A 19,934-nucleotide genomic window follows, 5' to 3' on the forward strand; every position below is an offset into this window, starting at 1 on the left:
ACAGAAGAACTTAAGGCCATCGATCTTCCACGGCTCTGTGTTCGCGCCCCGCGTGTTGCCTAGCATGAGGCGATCAACGTCAGGCACGACCCGTGGGAGGCGCGGAATGCGGTTGGCGGGCCCGGGCGTGCGGTCGCTGCGCCTCTGGGGCGTTTGCGCGCCGGCCGTCGTGCTCGTGATCGTCGTCGCGCTGCTCGTCCTCGGCCGCACCTCGCACTCCTCGCGGAACACCGCGGCCGGCCCGCCGCACACCCTGGTCGAGGTGTCGCCGGGCCGCTGCGGCCGGGGCTGGGACGATCCGCGCCCGGGGGTACAGGTCTTCGACCTGCGCAACACCTCCGACCAGGCCGCCGACGTCTACCTTGAGGACCCCGGCAGCCGTGCCGTGTACGGCGAGGCCGAGGGCATCGGTCCCGGCACCACGCGGGCGCTGACCGTCCGCCTCGGCAAGGGCGCGTACGCCTTGCGGTGCGTGCCGGAGGACGCCGACGCGGTCATGGGACCCACCGTCCGCGTCGACCGGGGCGTGAGGGGCCCGGCCGCCGTCGCGGTCACCGTGCACGACCTGATCCCCCCGGCGATCGCCTACCAGAAGTGGGTGGCCGGGGGACTGGACGAGACCGTGCGGCTGACCGGCGCGCTGCGGGCCGCCGTCGACCGCGGCGACCTGGCGGCGGCCCGCAGGGCCTGGCTGCCGGCGCACCTCCAGTACGAGCGGCTCGGCGCCGCGTACGACGCCTTCGGCGCCGCGGACCGGCGGATCAACGGCACCGACGCCGGGCTGCCGCGGGGAGTGCACGACCCGTCCTTCACGGGCTTCCACCGCGTCGAGTACGGGCTGTGGCACGGCGAGGCCGCGCGCACGCTGCGCGCCCCGGCGGCCGGTCTCGTCAAGGCCGTCACCACCCTGCGCGACGACTGGGCGCAAAACCGCATGGACCCAGCCCAACTCGGTCTGCGCGCCCACGAGATCCTGGAGAACACCGTGCAGTTCGAGCTGACGGGACGCACCGACTACGGCAGCGGAAGCAGCCTGGCGACCGCCCGGGCCAACCTGGACGGCACCCGGGAGGTCCTGACCCGCCTGCGTCCGCTGCTGGCCACGAGGTATGCGCAACTTCCCGGTCTCGAGCGTGAGATGAACGGCGCCCAGTCCCTGCTCGACGGATTCCGCCACGGCGGCCGGTGGACCCGGCCGGCCGAACTGTCCCGCGCGGACCGCGAGAAGACCGACGCCGTCCTGGGCGACCTGGTGGAACGCCTCGCCTCGGTGGCCACCCTGTGCGACCCCCGGAGGACCTCATGACCCTGCCGGACCGCCGGAGGTTTCTGCGGGGTGCGGCGCTCGCCGGCGCCGGTCTGGCCACCGGCGGGGCGGCCGCCACGGGCGGTCACCCTGGCGGGCAAGGTGCCCCCGCGACCGGTCTCCCGCCGTTCCACGGCGATCGGCAGCTCTCCGTGCCGGCCGCCCCGCGCCGGGCGAGCGCCTTCGTCGCCTTCGACGTCACCGTCGACAGGCGTGCCGAACTCGCCGGGCTGCTGCGTACGCTGACCGCCCGCGCCCGTTTCCTCACCTCGGGTGGCACCCCGGACCCGGTCGGCATCACCGGGCCGCCCCCCGACTCCGGCGTGCTCGGGGGCCGGCTGCCCGCCGGGGCGCTCGCCGTGACCGTCTCGGTCGGCGCCTCCCTCTTCGACGAGCGCTTCGGACTCGCCGCGCTGCGCCCGCGCCGGCTGAGACCCATGCCGGCCTTCCCCGACGACGACCTGCGGCCCGACTGGTGCCACGGCGACCTGAGCGTCCACCTGCACGCCGACGACCCGGACACCGTGCTGCACGCGCTGCGCGACATCACCCGGCACACGCGCGGCGGCATGCAGGCGCGCTGGCGCCTGGACGGCTTCTCCTCGCCGCCCCGCCCGTCCGGCACCCCGCGCAACCTCATGGGGTTCAAGGACGGCACGGCCAACCCGGACGTGACCGACGCCCGGCTCATGGACCGCCTGGTGTGGGTGGGCCGGGGGAGCGGCGAGCCAGGCTGGGCGGCCGGGGGCACCTATCAGGTGGTCCGGCTGATCCGCATGCTGGTGGAGTTCTGGGACCGGGTCTCCCTCACCGAGCAGGAGCGGATATTCGGCCGGCAGCGGGAGTCGGGCGCCCCCCTGGACGGCGACGACGAGCACGACACCCCGGACTACGCCGGCGATCCCAAGGGCGACGTGATCCCGCTGGACGCCCACATCCGCCGGGCCAACCCGCGCACCGCCGCCACCGAGAGCGGGCGGATCCTGCGCCGCGCGTACAACTACGACCGGGGCATGGACTCCAACGGCAACCTCGACATGGGCCTGCTGTTCTGCTGCTACCAGCAGGACCCCGTCCGGCAGTTCGAGGCCATCCAGCACCGCCTCGCGGGCGAGCCGCTCACCGACTACGTCACGCCGTTCGGCGGCGGCTACTTCTTCACCCTGCCCGGCGTCCGGGACGCGGCGGACTGGTACGGCCGGGGCCTGCTCGGCTGAGCGGGCCGACGATCGGGCCGGTGATGGCCCGGTGATCGATCCGGTGATCGATCCGGTGATCCTTCTCGGTGATCGTGCCCGGCCGATTGGCTCGTCCATTTGGTCAATACACGGTCAAGAATTCGCCGTGCTTCCCTGACCCGGTGTTCATCCCGGGGCCATCATGGCTCCGCCACCGCGCCGCCCGTCCGGCGGAGCATCCAGGCCGTACCGCAGCAGATACGATCCTGCCCGAAGGGAAACCGCATGGCCAGCAGGGGAAGACGAGCAACGATACGGAGCCTGGGGGCGCTCGCGGGAGCCGCCGCCCTCACGGTCCTCGGGGGCAACGCCCCCAGCTGGGCCGCCGTTTCGGCGGGCGGGCACGGCCACCACGGCGGCCCGACCACTGCGACCCCGATCAAGCACGTGGTCGTCCTGTTCGACGAGAACATCTCCTTCGACCACTACTTCGCCACCTACCCCAAGGCCGCCAACACCGACGGCACGAAGTTCACGGCGTCGAAGCGGACCCCGAAGGACGTCGACACCCTCGCCCACGCCGGGCTGCTGGTGAAGAACCCCAACCAGTACGCCCCCAAGCGGCTTTCCCCGGCCCAGGCCATGACCTGCGACCAGAACCACTCCTACGGCCCCGAGCAGTACGCGGCCAACGGCGGCAGGGCCGACCAGTACGTGCAGAACACCGAGGTCGACAAGTGCAGCGGCGGCCTGTTCGGCGAGCCGGGCCTGGTGATGGACTACTACGACGGCAACACCGTCACGGGGCTGTGGAACTACGCCCAGCACTACGCCCTGAGCGACCGCTCCTTCAGCTCCACCTACGGCCCTTCGAGCCCGGGCGCGGTCAACCTGGTCTCCGGCCAGACCCACGGCGTCATCTCCGTGGACCCGGCTTCCGGCACGGAGAACCCGAAGCAGACGGCGACACCCGACCCGTACACCGTCAAGTCGCCCGGCGCGAACGGCGTCGGCACGATGATCAACGACCCGGACCCGGCGTTCGACGACTGCTCGGGCAAGGACCACACCAGCTCCAACGCCCTTGCCGTGATGAAGGGCCGCAACATCGGCGACCTGCTGAACGCGAAGGAGGTCAGCTGGGGCTGGTTCCAGGGCGGCTTCCGGCCCTCCACCGCGTGGAGCGGCGAGCAGGGCGCGTACGCCAAGTGCGACACCGCCCACGCCAACGTCGGCGGGGCCCGGGTCGTGGACTACAGCCCGCACCACAACCCGTTCGCCTACTACAAGTCGACGGCCAACCCGCACCACCTGCCGCCGCGCAGCGTCGCCGAGATCGGCCACGCCGGCCAGGCCAACCACAACTACGACCTGACGGACTTCTCCGCCGCGCTCAAGGCGGGCAGGCTCCCGGCCGTCAGCTTCGTCAAGGCCTCCTCGTACCAGGACGGTCACGCCGGTTACTCCGACCCGATCGACGAGCAGCACTTCCTGGTCGACCAGATCAACGCGATCCAGAGCTCGCCGCAGTGGAGTTCCACGGCGGTCGTCATCGCCTACGACGACTCCGACGGCTGGTACGACCACGTCTTCGCCCCGGTGCGCAACGGCTCCACCGACACCTCGGCCGGCTCCAACGGCAAGGCCACCGACAGCCCCGCCTGCCAGTCCGGGCCCGCCGCGGCCGGCGGCTACCAGGACCGGTGCGGTCCCGGCCCCCGCCAGCCGCTTCTCGTGGTGTCGCCGTACAGCAAGGTCAACAAGGTCGACCACACGCCGACCGACCAGGCGTCCGTCATCCGCTTCATCGAGGACAACTGGCGCACCGGACGCATCGGCGACCACTCCTTCGACGCCGGCGCGGGCCCGCTCACGGGCATGTTCGACTTCCGCCACCCCAACGGCAGGCGGGTCCTGCTGAACAGTGACGGCTCCGTCAGGTCGGTGGGCCCGATCCGTCCCGTGGCGCCGGTCGCCACGAGCATCACACCGGGGCCCGCCCTGGAGAACACCGCCGCCGTGGTCCGCACGTCCTCCTTCCCGGTCCTCGGGGTGGGAACCGGCGCCGGTGTCCTGCTCGCGGCGGGCGCCACGGGCACCTGGCTCGCCCTGCGCCGCCGGGCACGGAGCGGCGCCTGACCCAGCCGCGCGGGCGAGGGGTCCGGGACGGTCAGGGCTGCGCGGGAAGTGTCGCGCAGTTGTCCTGGGCCGCCTTGCCCGCGAGGCGGTCGGCCAGCCAGTCCACGGCCGGTCCCTGGTCGGCGAGGAGCGGGGTGACGTGGTTGAGCAGGGCGCTGTCGAGGCCCGGCAGGACCACCGGCTTGTAGACCACGTCGGCGCCCTTGCGGCACCAGTCCACGGCGAGCTGCCGTGCCTGGCCGTGCGGTACGAGGTTGTCGCTGGTGCCGGTCGCCAGCCGCACCGGCCCGGCCGGCTCGAGCCTGCCGATGCGCTGGCTGTCGAGGAAGGCCCGGAGCGCCGGGGTGGAGCCGATGATGTCGCTGACGGACCGTCCGTCGGTCGTCCACGCGGTGCTCTTGGAGTAGGCGTAGCGGAACAGGGCGTCGCCGACGCACATGGTCGACAGGTCGTTCAGCGCGGCCTTGCCGGCGGCGTTCAGGTGCTCGTCGGCGATGGGCCGCAGCGCCGGGTCGCTCTGCAGGAAGCCGTTGAGCGACCAGCCGAGGGCGCCCGCGAGTTCGCTGCCGTCGATGGCCTTGGTGACCGCGGTGAGGTCGGCCGGTGGCGCTCCGGCGTAGGTGCCGGACAGGTGGACGTCGGGGGCGTAGGACGGCTGGAGTTCGGCGGCGGACGCGGTGGCGCCGCCGCCCTGGCTGTAGCCGTAGAGTCCGACGCGGGAGTTGGCGGTGACGGAGGCTCCGGCCACGGAGCGGGCGGCGCGGGCCGCGTCGAGCACGGCGTGCCCCTCGTCCACGCGGTTGACGTAGGTGTGCAGCCGGTCGGTCGCGCCGAGTCCGGCGTAGTCGGTGACGACCACCGCGACGCCCTTGGCCAGCAGCCGGTAGATCGCCAGATCCTCGTAACCGACGGACATCGTGCGGCCGTTGAAGGTGAGCGGGTGCTCCAGGCCCATGGAGGCCGCGCACTGGTCGCCCTGTCCCAGTGTGCCGGGCGCGACGACGACCAGGGGGCGCGCGCCGGCGCCGCTCCAGCGGGCCGTCGGCTCGATGTAGGCGCCGGTGACGGCCACCGGACCGCCGCCCGAGTCCGTCGACTTGTACATCAGGCGGGTCGCGGTGCCCGGCAGCGGCCCGTTCGGGGTGGGCAGACCGATGGCGAGGGGCAGCGGCTCACTGCGGATCAACGTGCCGTCGGCCGACGGGAGTTCGGCGGGCGGGTTGTAGAACACCGGGATCTTCACGCCCCGGGAGACCACTTGCGTGTCGTCGGCGGAGCCGGTGGCGGCGCCGGCCGGCACGGCCTGGACGCCGAGGCAGGCCGCGGCGGCTGCGGCCGAGGCGAGGAGAACTCTGCGGGAAGGCATGGGGAACCTCCTGAAGATGCGGCCGAACAGGAGTGACACCCCCGTCCCGGGGCCGGCGTCCGCGCGGCCGGCCCGGTGGCGGGGCATGACGTCTCGGCGAGGCGGCGCGGTCGTCCACCGGCCTCCTCGCACTCATGGGGAGTGGGTTGACGAGACCGTACCGACGAGTAGTTACCGCCGGTAGCACGCGGGAGGTTACGGTTGAGTAATTTGACTCAGCGTCTAATAGGGGGTGGCCTTCAGTCACCCGGCGCGCACCTCGCGCCGCTCACCAGGCCATCTCGTCCAGCAGCAGCGCCGGGTCCGGCTCCGGGGTCTCTCCTGGTGTCAGCTCCGCCCAGATGACCTTGCCGTGTTCCGCGTAGCGGGTGCCCCACCGGTCGGCGAACTGCGAGACCAGGAACAGGCCGCGGCCGCCCTCGTCGGTGGTGGCCGCGCGCCGCAGCCTGGGGGAGGTGTTGCTGCCGTCCGACACCTCGCACACCACGGTCCGGCCCAGCAGGAGCCTGACCCGCACCGGCGGGGCGCCGTAGCGGATCGCGTTGGTCAGCAGCTCGCTGAGGACCAGCTCCATCGCGAACGACGAATCCTCCAGCCCCCACTCGTGCAGCCGGCGGCTCACGTCGCCGCGCACCCGTGACACCGCCATCACGTCGAAGGGCACGTCCCAGACCGCCACCCGCGAGGGATCGAGCAGCCGGGTGCGGGCGACCAGCAGTGCCACGTCGTCGCTCGGGTGCTCCGGGAGCATCGTCTCCATCAGGGTGCGGCAGGTCTCCTCGGGCGTCCGGTCCGCACCGGCGACGGCCGAGCCCAGCAGCCGCAGCCCCTCGTCGATGTCCCGCCTGCGGTCCTCGATCAGGCCGTCGGTGAACAGCACCAGCCGGCTGCCCTCCGCCAGGTCCAGCTCGCCCGACTCGAAGGGATGCCCGCCCACGCCGAGCGGCGGGGAGAGCGGCAGGTCCGGGAAGGTCACCCGCCCGGCCGGGTCCACCACCGCGGGCACCACATGGCCCGCACGCGAAAGCGCGCAGCGCCCGCCCACCGGGTCGTAGATCGCGTACAGGCAGGTGGCCCCGGTGACCGGTGACGCCTCGCCGTCGGCGCCCGCCGTGGGCGAGTCCAGGCGCATCACCATCTCGTCGAGATGGCCGAGCAGTTCGTCCGGCGGCAGGTCCAGGGAGGAGAAGTTCAGCACCGCCGTGCGCAGCCGGCCCATGGTCACCGCCGCGTGCAGCCCGTGCCCCACGACGTCGCCCACCACCAGGGCCACGCGGAAGCCGGGCAGGGGTATGACGTCGAACCAGTCGCCGCCCACTCCGGACTGCGCGGGCAGGTACCGCGAGGCCACGTCCAGCGCGTCCTGCTCGGGCAGGTCCCGGGGCAGCAGGCTGCGCTGAAGCGTCACGGCCATGGCGTGCTCGCGGGAGTACCGGCGGGCGTTGTCGATCGCCACGGCCGCCCGCGCCACCAGCTCCTCGGCGACCGCCACGTCCTCCTCCTCGAACCGCGGCGAGCCTGCCCCCCGCCAGAAGTTGACCATGCCGAGCACCACGCCGCGCGCCCTGAGCGGCACCGTGATCAACGAGTGGATACCGTGTTCGAGCACCCGCCGCGCGCCCTCCGGGTCCTGGGCCCGCCAGTCCTCGGCGGCGTGCAGGTCGGGCACCAGCGCGGCCTTGCCGCGCCGCAGCGCCGCCACCATCGGGGTGTCCGCCACCACGAACTGGATCAGGTCGCCCACCGGCTGGAGCGGCTGGCCGGAGTCCGGCCCGCGCAGCGCGGTACGGCGCATCCGGTTCACCGCGCCCGTGGGCTCCTCGCCGTGCAGCACCGCGTCGAGCAGCTCCACGGTGACGACGTCCGCCATGCGGGGCACGGCCACCTCGGCGAGCTCCTCGGCGGTGCGCCGCACGTCGAGCGTGGAACCGATGCGCACCCCGGCCTCGTACAGCAGCGTCAGACGCTCGCGCGCCACCTCCGCGCGGCCGGTCAGGGCCCGCAGCTCGGTGGTGTCGCGCAGGCTGGCCACCAGGCCCGGCGCGCCGCCGTACGGCGCGGTGCGGCGGGTGTTGACGGCGAGCAGCCGGTCCCCGGCCGGGAACACCTCGTCGGAGGCCACCTCACCCGACTCCAGCAGCCGGGTCAGCTCCGGCGTCAGGCCCAGCTCCGTGACGTGCCGCCGGTCGGCGTCCTCGGGCAGGTCCAGCAGCCGGCGTGCCTCGTCGTTGGCGAGCAGGACGCATCCGTCGGCGCCGACGATCAGCACGCCCTCGCGCACCGCGTGCAGCACCGCGTCGTGGTGTTCGTACATCCGGGTCATCTCGGCCGGTCCGAGCCCGCGGGTCTGGCGGCGCAGGCGGCGGCTGACGAGCGCCGTCCCCGCGGTCGCCAGGGCGAGGGCGAGGGCCGCCGAGCCCAGGACCATCGGCAGCTGCTTGTTCAGCAGGTGCCCGAGCGTCTCGATCTTGACGCCCGCCGTGACCATGCCGACCACGCGCCGGCTCGCGTCCATCACGGGCACCACCGCCCGCACGGCGTCACCGGCGGCGCCGCGGTAGGTGGTCACGTACGTCTCGCCCGTGATGGCCGGTCCGACGGCCCGGTCCTTGGTGCCGACCAGGCGCGCGTCGGGCGTGACCAGCCGCACGCCCTCCTTGTTCAGCACGGAGACGAAGTCCAGGCCGGCGCCCACCTGCGTCTCCTGGGCCGGCACCCGGAGCAGGGCCGCCGGGTCGGGCGACTCCAGCGCGGGTACGGTGCCGGGGGCGTGCGCGAACGCCTCGGCGGCGGCGAGGGAGCGTTGCTTGGCGCTGTCCTCGCCGTCGTAGCGGCCCTGGAGGACGAGGGCCGCCGCTGCCGCCAGGACCAGCACCAGGACCACGATGACCTGGAGCAGGAAGACCTGAGCCGCCAGCGTGCCGACGCCCCAGAACCGGGCCAGGCGCGCCCCTGCGGCGCGCCGCAGGCCGGGGCGGCGGGAGGAGCCCCCGTGCGGACCCGGGTGGCCGGACGCGCCCGGCCGGCCGTGCGAGGGACCGGGTGACCGGCGGCCGCCCGACGGCGGGGCCGCGCCTGTCCGAGACCGGCGGGAACGTCCGATCATGTCCTAGTTCTAGCACTGTGCTTCCGGGACCGGCGACCGCTGCGCACGGTGGGGAACGCCCCCGGGACTCCCGGCCCCGCCGCACCGGCGGGAATGCCGCCGCCGGTCCCGCTGTTGACCCACGTGGCTGACATGCCCGGGTCACCCCCGGGACGGCCGGAAGGAGAAGCAGGCACATGGCACGAAGCACCGCGCGTCCCGTCGTCCGGCTCAAGTCGACGGCAGGCACCGGCGTCACCTACGTGACGCGCAAGAACCGGCTCAACGACCCCGACCGGCTCGTGCTGCGCAAGTACGACCCGGTGGCGGGCGGGCACGTCGACTTCCGCGAGGAGCGCTGAACGCACCGCTGAACACCAGAACGCCGGGCCGCTACGCGCGGCCCGGCAGCTGCTGCTCCGCCCAGATCGTCTTGCCCGAACTCGTGTAACGGGTCCCCCAGCGCTGCGCGACCTGGGCGACCAGGAACAGGCCCCGGCCGCCCTCGTCCGTGCCGAGGGCGCGCCTGAGGCGCGGGGAGGTGTTGCTGGCGTCCGACACCTCGCAGATCAGGGCACGTTCGAGGATGAGACGCAGATGGATCGGCCCGCAGGCGTGCCGGATGGCGTTGGTCAGCAGCTCGCTGACGATCAGCTCGGTGGTGAACGCGGCCTCCTGGAGTCCCCACCGCGCCAGCTGCGCGCTCACGTCGTCCCGGGCCACGTGCACGGCCGAGGGGTCGGCGGGCACCTCCCAGGAGGCCACGCGGTCCGAGCTCATCACATGGGTGCGGGCGATGAGGAAGGCCACGTCGTCGCGCGGACGGTCCGGCAGCAATGTGCGGACCATGACGTCGCAGATCTCCTCCAGCGGCCGGTCGGGATGGGCCAGGGTGAAGCACAGCCGCTCCATGCCGACGTCGACGTCCCGGTCGGAGGCCTCGATCAGCCCGTCCGTGTAGAGCGCGATGACGCTGCCCTCCTCGACCGCGATCTCCGCCGACTCGAACGGCAGGCCGCCCAGCCCGAGCGGCGGCCCCGCGGGGATGTCCGGGAACTCCACCGGCTCCGTCAGATGCGCGATCGCGGGACTCGGGTGCCCGGCGCGGGCCACGACGATCTTCCGCGCGATCGGGTCGTACACGGCGTACACGCAGGTCGCGCCCACCACCGTCGGCCCCTCGGCCGACGCCTCCGCCTCGTCCGACAGCCGTACGACCAGGTCGTCGACGTGGGCCAGCAACTCGTCCGGGGGCAGGTCGAGGTCGGCCAGCGTCTGCACGGCCGCGCGCACCCGGCCCATGCTGGCCGCCGCGTGCAGCCCGTGCCCGATCACGTCTCCCACCACCAGGGCGACCCGCGCACCGGACAGCGGGATGACGTCGAACCAGTCCCCGCCCACCCCCGACTCGGCGTCCGCCGGCAGATAGCGGTGGGCGACCTCGACGGCGCTGTGCTCGGGCAGCTTCGGCGGCAGCAGGCTCGTCTGGAGGGTGAGCGCCGCCTGGTGCTCGCGGGCGAAGCGCCGGGCGTTGTCCACGCACACCGCCGCCCGCGCCAGCAGCTCCTCGACCAGCAGCAGATCGTCGTCGTCGAAGGGGTCGGGGTTCTTCCAGCGCAGCAGCGTCACCACGCCCATGGTGATCCCGCGCGCCCGCAGCGGCACGACCAGGTGCGCATGCACCCCGAGCTTGATCATCTTCTGCCAGCGCTGCGGGTCGTCGGCGAGCCAGGGCGTCGACGGCCCGACCGGCTCGCCGTGCGGTCTGCCGGTGGCCAGGCAGCGCCGCTGCGGTGACCGGGCCGGATAGCGGGTGGGCTCGCCGACGGCGACGATCACCTCGGGCTGGTCCCCCTGGACCGACAGGTGCGCCGCCCGCCGCAGGGCGGCCCCGTCGTACGGCGCGCCGGCCGGGCGGGCCTTCATGACCTGCACGGCGTCCAGCAGGTCGACGGCGACGAAGTCGGCGACCTGCGGTACCAGCACCTCCGCGAGCTCCTGGACCGTACGGTCGAGGTCCAGCGTGGTACCGATGTGCTCACCGGCTGCGTTCAGCAGGGCCAGCCGCTCGCGCGCCGGGTCCTGGCCGGTCACGTCGAGGACTGCGTAACAGATCCCCAGCGTGCGGCCCGACCCGTCCCGCAGCGGGAAGAAGGAACGCAGCCTGGAGTGGCCCCGGCTGCGGCGGCCGGGCGTGCCGTGCCGGGGCGGCACGTGCTCCAGGGTGACCTGGCACTGCCCGGAGACCAGCACCTGCCGCGCGTGCCGGCTCACCACGGAGGCGGTCCGCCGCGCCTCGGCGCCTGCCCGGTCCCCGCCGAAGGCGCCCCCGCCGGCGGTGTCCTCCCCGGCAGTTCCGGGGGTGTCCTCCCCGGCGGTGTCCTCGCCGGGAGGCACGGTCGCCGCCGGAAGCCCTTCGAGCGTGGTCAGCTCGCTGTTGACCCAACGGCAGCGCAGCCGCGTGTCCAGCACCGCCACCCCGATGGGGGACTCCCGCAGCAGGCCGCGGGCCACGCTGTCGTACACCTCGCGCCGGCGCCGGGCCGCCGCGTCGCACGCGACGACCAGCCAGTCGTGGTCCCCGCGCGCGCCGGACAGCGGGCACACCCGCACCGCGAGCCGGACCGTGTGGCCCGCGCGGTGCCGTACGCTCACCACCCCGTCCCAGCCCCGGTCGATGCGCCGCAGCCGGGAGGCCAGGGTCGCCGGGTCGCGCCCCGCCCACAGTGATCCCACGGGCCGGCCCAGCACGTCGGAGGCCGGGTGCCCGAGCAGCTCCTCGGCCCCCGCGCTCCAGTGGACGACCAGCCCGCCGGCGCCGACGATCGCCACGGCCGCCGTCATGATGTCGAACGGCTCCCCCGGATCCGCCCTGCTCGCCGTACCGCTGACGCCCATGCCATCACCCTCATCCACGGGCAGGATCCCCACGGGCTCCGACCGGATCATTTTCCCATCGGGCGCCACGTGCCGCCGCCCGGACCCGGCCGCTGTGTCGAGCGTGGCGCGGACCGGGCGGCGGCACAACCTCACGAGTGCGGCCGCGCCCCGGCCGCGAGTCCTTCGAGCGCCTCGTCGGTGAGCCGGTACACCGTCCACTCGTCCTGCGGGCGGGCGCCCAGCGACTCGTAGAAGCCGATCGCCGGGCGGTTCCAGTCGAGGACCGACCACTCCAGCCGCTCGAGGCCGCGGGCGACGCAGATCCGGGCCAGCTCGGTCAGCAGCGCCCGGCCGTGACCGCCGCCGCGGGCCTCGGGGCGTACGTAGAGGTCCTCCAGGTGGATGCCGTGCACGCCCCGCCAGGTGGAGAAGCTCAGGAACCACAGGGCGAAGCCCACCACCTCGCCCCGCTCGTCCTCGGCGACGTGCGCGAAGACGGCCGGGCGGGCCCCGAACAGCGCCTCGGTGAGCTGCTCCTGGGTGGCCCGGGCCTCGTGGGGCGCCTTCTCGTAGGCGGCGAGGTCGCGGATCAGCGCGTGGATGACGGGGACGTCGGCGGGGGCAGCGGTGCGGATCATGGGCGCAGTGTCACACGCGGCGCGCGGGGCGGCGGACGCGGGGTGGCGGGTACGCGTGCGGCGGCCGGCTCCCCCGGGGGAACCGGCCGCCGCACGCCCGGACGACACGGACGGCCGGATCAGACCGCCGGGGCCGGGTACGTCGGGTACTCCACCCCGGAGACGTACTGGACGACGCGGATGACCTGGCAGGAGTAGCCGAACTCGTTGTCGTACCAGAGGTAGAGGATCGCGTTGTCGCCCTCGGCCTTGGTGGCGCCGGCGTCGACGATCGAGGCGTGGCGCGAGCCGATGAAGTCGCTGGAGACCGCGTCGGGCGCGCTGATGAAGTCGATCTGGCGCTTGAGCGGCGAGGTCAGCGAGACGTTGCGCAGGTACTCCAGGACCTCCTCGCGGGTGGTCTCGCGGGCGAGCTGGAGGTTGAGGATCGCGATCGAGACGTCCGGCACCGGCACGCGGATCGAACTGCCGGTGATGCGCGCCTTCAGGTCGGGCAGCGCCTTGGCCACGGCGGAGGCGGCGCCGGTCTCGGTGATGACCATGTTGAGCGGCGCGGAGCGGCCGCGGCGCTCGGACTTGTGGTAGTTGTCCAGCAGGTTCTGGTCGTTGGTGAACGAGTGGACGGTCTCCACGTGGCCGCGCAGCACGCCGTACTCGTCGTCCATCGCCTTCAGCGGCGGGACGATCGCGTTGGTGGTGCAGGAGGCGCAGGACAGGATCTGCTCGTCCGGCTTGATCGTGTCGTGGTTGACGCCGTGCACGATGTTGGGCACGTCGCCCTTGCCGGGCGCGGTCAGCACGACCTTGGCGATGCCCGGCCGCAGGTGCTTGGAGAGCCCCTCGCGGTCGCGCCACTTGCCGGTGTTGTCGATGAGGATGGCGTCCTTGATGCCGTACGCCGTGTAGTCCACCGCGCTCGGGTCGTCGGCGTAGATCACCTTGATCTCGTTGCCGTTGGCGAGGATCGTGCTGTTCTCCTCGTCCACGGTGATCGTGCCCTGGAACTGGCCGTGGATGGAGTCGCGGCGCAGCAGCGAGGCCCGCTTGACGATGTCCTGGTCACCGCCGCCGCGCACCACGATCGCGCGCAGCCGCAGGCCGTTGCCGGAGCCGGCCTTCTCGATGAGCAGGCGCGCGACCAGCCGGCCGATGCGGCCGAAGCCGTACAGCACGACGTCGCGTCCCTCGCCGCCCTCGATCTTGTTGGCGCCCGTGGCGCCGGCGACGGCCTCCGCGGTGAACTCCGCGACCGACAGGCCCCGGTCGTCGCCGCGGTACGTCGCGGCCAGCATGCCGATGTCGATCTGTGACGGGCCGAGGTCGAGGGCGGTGAGCGCCTGGAGGAACGGCAGCGTGTCGGTGACCGAGAGCTCCTCGCCGGCGATCTGGCGGGCGAACCGGTGGGTCTTGAGGATGCTCACCACCGACTTGTTCACCAGGGAGCGGCTGTGCAGCAGGACGGTGACGTCCCGTTCCCGGTGCAGCTTCCCGATCATCGGGATCATCGACTCCGCGATCTCCTCGCGGTTCTTCCAGTTGGTGAACGAGTCGTCGTTGACAGTCACAGATCTATCTTTCGAGCTAGGAGGCGCTCATATGCTAACCCCACAGGGGTGTCGATCATCCCAGGGGTGCCGTCCGGGCTCGGAGGGGCAGTTCGAAGGGGGCGGGGGAGAGGAGCGGAGGAGGGCCCGGCGGGGGCCCTGGCGAGGGCGGCGGCGGAGGCGGAGACCCGGTGCCGGAACTTCCGTAGCACGGCACCGGGTTGTTTCCCCCGTTCCTGCCGGGACCCATCGTGGCAGCGGGCGGGGCGTTCGCACACTGCCGGATTCCGGCAGTGTCCGCGCGGCCTTGCTGCCGGACCCGCTCACCCGCCCTGGTTTGTCACCGGCGCGCGGCGTGCGTTAAGAAAACGCCAACGGCACGTCAGGAGCGGGGGGAGAGCAAGTGACACGGCCAGAGGTGCCCGACGACTATCTGACGGGGTACGCCCGGATCCTGGCCGACGTCTGCGGGAGCGGCCGCCGGCTGACCCGGGAGGAACTGGAGTCGCTGCGCGCCCAGGGGGAGCGGGCCGCGGAGGCCGGCCACGGGCTGCGCACCCTCGTGCGCCGCCATCTTTCCCAGACCCGCGCCTCCTCGCCGGCCCTGGCGGCCGCCGGCCTCGACCGTGTCCTGGCGGTGGTCGAGCAGGCCGTGGACGCCTTCGCGGAGGGGCATGAGCGGGCCCAGCGGCTCGCGATGCGTCAAGAGGAGGCGGGCCGCCGCGAGTTCGTCGACGACCTGCTCTACGGGCGCAGCGACCTCGGCCGGCTCGCCGAACGCGCCGAGCGCTACGGGCTGCTCCTCTCCGGCTCCCACGCGGTCGCGGTCGCCGAGGGCGGCCGGCCCGTCGACGACACGCACCCGGCCACCCGGCAGGTGGAGACCGCGCTGGTCACGCGCTTCGGGGAGCGCCGCATACTCGTCGCCACGAAGGAAGGGCGGCTGGTCTGCGTCGCCCCCGGCGACCAGGACGAGGTCCTGTCGTTCTTCGCCAAGCAGGCCTACGCGGCCACCGGCGGCGGCCGCGTCGCCATCGGCCGCCCGCACCCGGGCGCCGGGGGAGTGGTCCACTCCTACGAGGAGGCGCTCAACGCCCTCGACCTCGCCGAGCGCCTGGAGTTGCCCGAGCCCGTACTGCGGGCCGTGGACCTGCTGGTGTATCCGGTGCTGACCCGGGACCGGCAGGCCATGGCCGACCTGGTCCGCGACACGCTGGGCCCGCTGCGCGCCGCGCGCGGCGGCGCCCAGCCGCTCCTGGACACGCTGACCGTGTACTTCGACGCCGGCTGCACGGCGGCGGAGGCGGCCCGCCGGCTGAGTCTGAGCGTGCGCGCCTTCACCTACCGGCTGGAGCGCATCCACAAGCTGACCGGCGCCGACCCGGCCGACCCCGTGCACCGCTACACGCTCCAGACGGCGGTGATCGGCGCGCGCCTCCTCGGCTGGCCGGAGCGGGATCTGTGACGTCCGCCGGCGCTCTTGGGCGGTCCCCGCTCAGGCCGTGTAGGACCGCACCGAGCTGACCAGCCCGGACCGCAGGATCCGGATGGTGTCGCCGCGGCACACCCGGCAGGTGTTGGCGGTCAGCGGTGAGGGCACCTTCACGCACCCCACGTAGTAGTCGGTACGGGTGCGGCCCTGGGCGTCCCGGGAGTGCCGGATCTCGTACGCGCCCTCCCAGGCGTGACCGCAGCGCAGGCAGACGAACGAGTAGGCCTCCTGTGCGCATGGAACCGTCATGCCGCCATTAAACATTGCACTGTGCAATGGTCGCAACCATTGCATGAGGCAAAGGACAGTGGGCACTCGTCGGCCGTGAACGCACGCATGGTCGACATCCAGCAGCCCGGCACCACGCCCGGCACCACGGCAGGGCCGGCCGGCCCGGACGGTGAACTGAGGCCGGACGGCCTGTCGGACGAGGAGGAACTCGTGCACCGGATGGCCGCCTGCCGCCCCGGGCCACGGCGGGATCGGCTGCGCGAGGCGGCCATCGTCGCCTTCCTGCCCGTCGCCCGCCGCATCGCCCGCCGGTACGGCTCACCCGTGGACAGCAGGGAGGACCTCTACCAGGCCGCCTGCGTCGGCCTGGTGAAGGCGGTCGACCGCTTCGACCCGGGACGGGGGCACGCCTTCCTCTCCTACGCCGTGCCGACCATCGACGGGGAGGTCAAGCGCCATCTGCGCGACCACACCTGGGAGCTCCACGTGCCGCGCCGCCTCCAGGACCGCCATCGGCGGGTCCGGCTCGCCCAGGAGGAACTGCGCCGCCGCGGGGACGGCCGGGGCGGCACGGTCGGGGACATCCAGCGGCTCACCGGCATCAGCGAGGAGGAGGTCCGCCAGGCGCTGGCCGCCGACCGCGCCCGCAACCCGCTCTCGATCGACGAGCAGTACGGCGCCGAACGCCGCCTCTCGCTGGCGGAGACCCTCGGCGGCGACGACCCCGCGCTCGACCGCGCGACCGACCTGATCGCCCTGCGCCCGGTGATCCGCTCCCTGCCCGACCGGGAGCGCCGGATCCTCCAGCTGTACTTCTTCGGCTCCATGACCCAGCGGGAGATCGCCGACGTGATCGGCGTCTCCCAGATGCACGTCTCGCGCCTTCTCACCCGGACCTGCACCCACATCCGCCAACGGCTCCTGGCGGGCTGACCCGGCCCGGAGGCCGGGCGCGCCCGGTGGTCGGCTCAGGCGCCCGGCATGCGGTACCAGGTGCTCAGGCGCCGGTGGTGCCGTCCGGGGCGGCCGTGGTGGCGTCCAGCGTGTCCGCCTGCTTGTCGAGCGCGTCGGCGGCCGCCTCGGTGGCGGCGCTCACACGGTCGCGGGCCGCCAGGGCGAGTACGGCGGCCCCGGTGCCGTAGACGCAGGTGAGGACGGCGGCCGCGCGGCCCCGGGGCATCACCGTCTCCAGCGCGCGCAGCGCGGTCTCGTGCGCCGCCCACAGGGCCAGGAGCCCGCACACGCCCGCCCCGCCGAGCAGCGCCCCGCCCGCCCCGAACTCGCGTAGCCCGGCGACCAGATCGCCCTGCATCGCCCTGACCTCGCGGCGCGCCAGCTCCGCGGCGTCCTGGCCCAGGCGGGCCGCGGCGTCGCCCACCCGGCCCGCACCCGATGACGTGCCGTCGCCCGGTGTACGCATCGTCTCCTCCTGACCTCGGGTTGTTCCGGGTGCCACCGGCGGGCAGGGGGAAACACGCGTGTGCCACGCCCCGGCAGGGGGTACTTCGTCCGCTCGGACCTTCCAGGGAGCCGCCGCGCGGACGACCGCGCGCCGCCGATCCCCGAGGACGGCCGGCGGCTCCCCGGGCACCGAACCGGTGAGACGGAGGCAGAACCATGACTCTCGCGCTGATGAAACACGACGCGGTCGACATCCTGACGCGCCAGCACGCCCAGATCCGGCGCGGCTTCTACCGCGCCGCGCTGCCCGGACCCGGCAGGCGCCGGGCCTTCGAGCGGCTGATGCGGCTGCTCGCGGTGCACGAGGCCGCCGAAGAGGCGCACGTCCACCCGGTGGCCCGCCGCGTCCTCGCCTCCGGAGCGGCCCTCGCGGCCCGCCGCCGGCAGGAGGAGAAGGAGGCGAAGAAGCTCCTCGTCGCCCTGCTGCACACCGGGCCCGACGGCAAGGGGTACCTGCGCCGTCTGGGCGAGGCCCGCCGTGCGGTGCTCGCCCACGCGGCCCGCGAGGAGCGCGAGGAGTTCGCGGCGCTGCGCCGGGCGGTCAGCGGCCGGCGGCTGCGCCTACTCGGCGCCGAGGTGCGCCTCACCCAGGCCTACGCGCCGACCCGCCCGCACCGCTGGGTCAACAACGAGGTGGCCAACAAACTGGCGGCCCCCCTGCTCGGCCCGTTCGACCGCGCCCGCGACATGCTCCAGCACGCCGTGCACCGCACCTGACCCCGCGGCCCCCGCGCGCCCGCCTCACTCCACCGGCCCTCCACGGCGGGCGGCGGGCGGTGCGCGGGGGCAGCCTGGTGGACGGACGGACAGCCTTCCCGCCCGGGCGGCGTCCGTGCCCGGCCGCGGAACCCGGCCACGGAACCGAAGCGGCCGCAGGTCGCCGCCTGGCCCGAGGAAAGGTGCGATGGACGCGATCGAGTTGTTGAAGCACGACCACCGCATGGTGGAACAGCTGTTCCGCGACTATCACGCCGCGGCCTCCGACACCCAGCGGCGCGGGGTGGCCGAGCTGGCGATCCGCGAGCTGTCCAAGCACGCGGCCCTCGAGGAGATGATGGTCTACCCCATGGCCAGGAAGGTGCTGCCGGACGGCGCGGAAGAGATCGACGAGCACCTCGCCGAGCACATGGCGGTCAAGAAGCTGCTGCTGGCCCTCGACAAGCTCCCCGCCGGCGACGAGCGCGAGCCCGAGCTCATGGCCCAGCTCAGGCGCGAGGTCGAGGAGCACATCCGCGAGGAAGAGGGCGAGATGATGCCCCAGCTGCGCGAGCACGTCTCCCAGCAGGACCTCGACGAACTGGGCCGGCTGCTGGACCAGGCCAAGCAGGGCGCCCCCACCCGCCCGCACCCCGGCGCCCCCGACCACCCGCCGGCGCTCACCGCGCTCGGACCGGTGGCCGCCGCCTACGACCGATTCCGCGACCGTCTCCAGGGGAGGCCCAGGACATGACCACCGAAAGCGGCACCACTCAGGTCAGCGGGCAGCCCGCGAGCGCCCAGGACCGGAACGGCTTCGACGAGATCAGCATCCTGTGGATCTCGGAGGGCATGAGCTGCGACGGCGACACCGTGTCGATGACCGCGTCCGGGCAGCCGGCGATCGAGGACGTCGTACTCGGGCTCATCCCCGGGCTGCCGAAGGTGAACCTCTACAACAAGGTGCTCTCGCCCAGCCTCGGCGGGGAGGACTTCCTCGCGCCCTTCCGCGCGGCGGCCCGCGGCGAACTCACCCCGTTCATCCTCGTCATCGAGGGCTCGATCCCGAACCAGAACATCATCGAGGGCGACGGCTACTGGACCTCCTTCGGCAACGACCTGGAGACCGGCGAGCCCCTCACCCTCAACTGGTGGATCGACCAACTCGCCCCCAAGGCGTGGGCGGTGGTCGCGGCCGGCACCTGCGCCACGTACGGCGGCATCCACGCGATGGCCGGCAACCCCACCGGTTCCATGGGCCTCGCCGACTACCTGGGCTGGGACTTCAAGTCCGCGGGCGCCCTGCCGGTGGTCAACGTGCCCGGCTGCCCCATCCAGCCCGAGAACTTCATGGAGACCCTCACCTGGGTGCTCTACCACGCGGCCGGTTCGGCGCCGCCCCCGCCGCTGGACGAGATGCTGCGCCCGCAGTGGCTGTTCGGCAAGACCGTCCACGAGGGCTGCGACCGGGGCTCGTACTACGAGCAGGCGAGCTTCGCCCGGGACTACAACTCGCCCAAGTGCCTGGTGAAGACCGGCTGTTGGGGCCCGGTGGTCAACTGCAACGTGCCCAAGCGGGGCTGGATGGCCGGCATCGGCGGCTGCCCCAACGTGGGCGGCATCTGCATCGGCTGCACCATGCCCGGCTTCCCGGACGCCTTCATGCCCTTCATGGACGAGCCCACCGGCGGCAGCCTGTCGTCCGTCCTGATCAAGCCCTACGGGGCCTTCATCCGCCGGATGCGCGGCATCACCAGCATGGCCCTCAACAAGGAACCGCGGTGGCGGCACAACGAGCCCGCGCTGACCAGCGGCTACGACCCGCACTGGCGCCCCTGAGAAAGATGAGGTGCACACGGACATGACGGCTACGGAGTCCCGTTCGGCGGGGCGCAGACCCGCGCAACTGGTGGACATG

General features: G+C 73.3%; 16 protein-coding genes. 9 read left to right on the forward strand and 7 right to left on the reverse strand.

All coding sequences use genetic code 11. The annotated features are described in order from the left end of the window. The first annotated feature begins 106 nt into the window (after positions 1-106). From IE217_RS33525 to IE217_RS33535, 3 genes are all read left to right on the forward strand, one after another. Entirely contained in the window at positions 107-1,306 is a 1,200-nt protein-coding gene (locus tag IE217_RS33525) for an EfeM/EfeO family lipoprotein (protein ID WP_190181727.1), read from the forward strand. Then, positions 1,303-2,523 (forward strand): iron uptake transporter deferrochelatase/peroxidase subunit, encoded by a 1,221-nt coding sequence (gene efeB / locus IE217_RS33530; protein ID WP_190181728.1) that lies wholly within the window; start codon positions 1,303-1,305, stop codon positions 2,521-2,523. The genes IE217_RS33525 and efeB overlap by 4 nt, the downstream gene beginning before the upstream one ends. A gap of 246 nt (positions 2,524-2,769) precedes the next feature. Further along, a complete protein-coding gene (locus tag IE217_RS33535; RefSeq protein ID WP_190181729.1) occupies positions 2,770-4,623 on the forward strand; it encodes a phospholipase C in 1,854 nt (617 codons plus the stop codon). Between the two features lie 31 nt (positions 4,624-4,654). Here IE217_RS33535 and IE217_RS33540 read toward each other — a convergent pair whose 3' ends face one another. Further along, complete coding sequence (locus IE217_RS33540; protein WP_190181730.1) at positions 4,655-5,989, reverse strand: lipase family protein; 1,335 nt, start codon at positions 5,987-5,989, stop codon at positions 4,655-4,657. A 268-nt stretch (positions 5,990-6,257) separates the two neighbouring features. Beyond that, positions 6,258-9,095 (reverse strand): SpoIIE family protein phosphatase, encoded by a 2,838-nt coding sequence (locus tag IE217_RS33545; protein ID WP_190181731.1) that lies wholly within the window; start codon positions 9,093-9,095, stop codon positions 6,258-6,260. A gap of 176 nt (positions 9,096-9,271) precedes the next feature. Between IE217_RS33545 and rpmG the strand changes: the two genes are divergently transcribed. After that, a complete protein-coding gene (gene rpmG / locus IE217_RS33550) occupies positions 9,272-9,436 on the forward strand; it encodes a 50S ribosomal protein L33 (protein WP_190181732.1) in 165 nt (54 codons plus the stop codon). A gap of 31 nt (positions 9,437-9,467) precedes the next feature. On the opposite strand, the gene IE217_RS33555 is transcribed toward rpmG, so the two are convergent. The 3 genes from IE217_RS33555 to IE217_RS33565 form a co-directional block, all read right to left on the reverse strand. Continuing rightward, on the reverse strand, positions 9,468-11,990 hold the full coding sequence (locus tag IE217_RS33555) for an ATP-binding SpoIIE family protein phosphatase (protein ID WP_308432799.1): 2,523 nt from the start codon (positions 11,988-11,990) through the stop codon (positions 9,468-9,470). A 113-nt stretch (positions 11,991-12,103) separates the two neighbouring features. After that, a complete protein-coding gene (locus IE217_RS33560; RefSeq protein ID WP_190181733.1) occupies positions 12,104-12,592 on the reverse strand; it encodes a GNAT family N-acetyltransferase in 489 nt (162 codons plus the stop codon). Between the two features lie 119 nt (positions 12,593-12,711). Continuing rightward, a complete protein-coding gene (locus IE217_RS33565) occupies positions 12,712-14,157 on the reverse strand; it encodes a glyceraldehyde-3-phosphate dehydrogenase (protein ID WP_190181734.1) in 1,446 nt (481 codons plus the stop codon). Between the two features lie 382 nt (positions 14,158-14,539). On the opposite strand from IE217_RS33565, the gene IE217_RS33570 reads away from it, so the two are divergent. After that, entirely contained in the window at positions 14,540-15,601 is a 1,062-nt protein-coding gene (locus IE217_RS33570; RefSeq protein ID WP_190181735.1) for a PucR family transcriptional regulator, read from the forward strand. A gap of 30 nt (positions 15,602-15,631) precedes the next feature. Here IE217_RS33570 and IE217_RS33575 read toward each other — a convergent pair whose 3' ends face one another. Then, positions 15,632-15,877, reverse strand: coding sequence for a hypothetical protein (locus IE217_RS33575; protein ID WP_190181736.1), 246 nt, complete (start codon positions 15,875-15,877; stop codon positions 15,632-15,634). Between the two features lie 75 nt (positions 15,878-15,952). On the opposite strand from IE217_RS33575, the gene IE217_RS33580 reads away from it, so the two are divergent. Continuing rightward, the gene (locus tag IE217_RS33580) at positions 15,953-16,792 is read left to right on the forward strand and encodes a SigB/SigF/SigG family RNA polymerase sigma factor (protein ID WP_229865842.1); all 840 of its coding nucleotides are present in this window, start codon (positions 15,953-15,955) and stop codon (positions 16,790-16,792) included. A 64-nt stretch (positions 16,793-16,856) separates the two neighbouring features. Here IE217_RS33580 and IE217_RS33585 read toward each other — a convergent pair whose 3' ends face one another. After that, positions 16,857-17,279: a phage holin family protein gene (locus tag IE217_RS33585; RefSeq protein WP_190181737.1), complete on the reverse strand. Its 423-nt coding sequence runs from the start codon at positions 17,277-17,279 to the stop codon at positions 16,857-16,859. Between the two features lie 197 nt (positions 17,280-17,476). Here IE217_RS33585 and IE217_RS33590 point away from each other — a divergent pair, with 197 nt between their 5' ends. The 3 genes from IE217_RS33590 (at position 17,477) to IE217_RS33600 (ending at position 19,855) form a co-directional block, all read left to right on the forward strand. Then, positions 17,477-18,037 (forward strand): hemerythrin domain-containing protein, encoded by a 561-nt coding sequence (locus IE217_RS33590; protein WP_190181738.1) that lies wholly within the window; start codon positions 17,477-17,479, stop codon positions 18,035-18,037. A 187-nt stretch (positions 18,038-18,224) separates the two neighbouring features. Next, entirely contained in the window at positions 18,225-18,770 is a 546-nt protein-coding gene (locus tag IE217_RS33595; protein WP_190181739.1) for a hemerythrin domain-containing protein, read from the forward strand. Continuing rightward, a complete protein-coding gene (locus IE217_RS33600; RefSeq protein WP_190181740.1) occupies positions 18,767-19,855 on the forward strand; it encodes an NADH-quinone oxidoreductase subunit B family protein in 1,089 nt (362 codons plus the stop codon). The genes IE217_RS33595 and IE217_RS33600 overlap by 4 nt, the downstream gene beginning before the upstream one ends. Positions 19,856-19,934: the final 79 nt, after the last annotated feature.

Source organism: Streptomyces naganishii JCM 4654, assembly GCF_014650575.1.
Lineage (GTDB): Bacteria > Actinomycetota > Actinomycetes > Streptomycetales > Streptomycetaceae > Streptomyces > Streptomyces naganishii.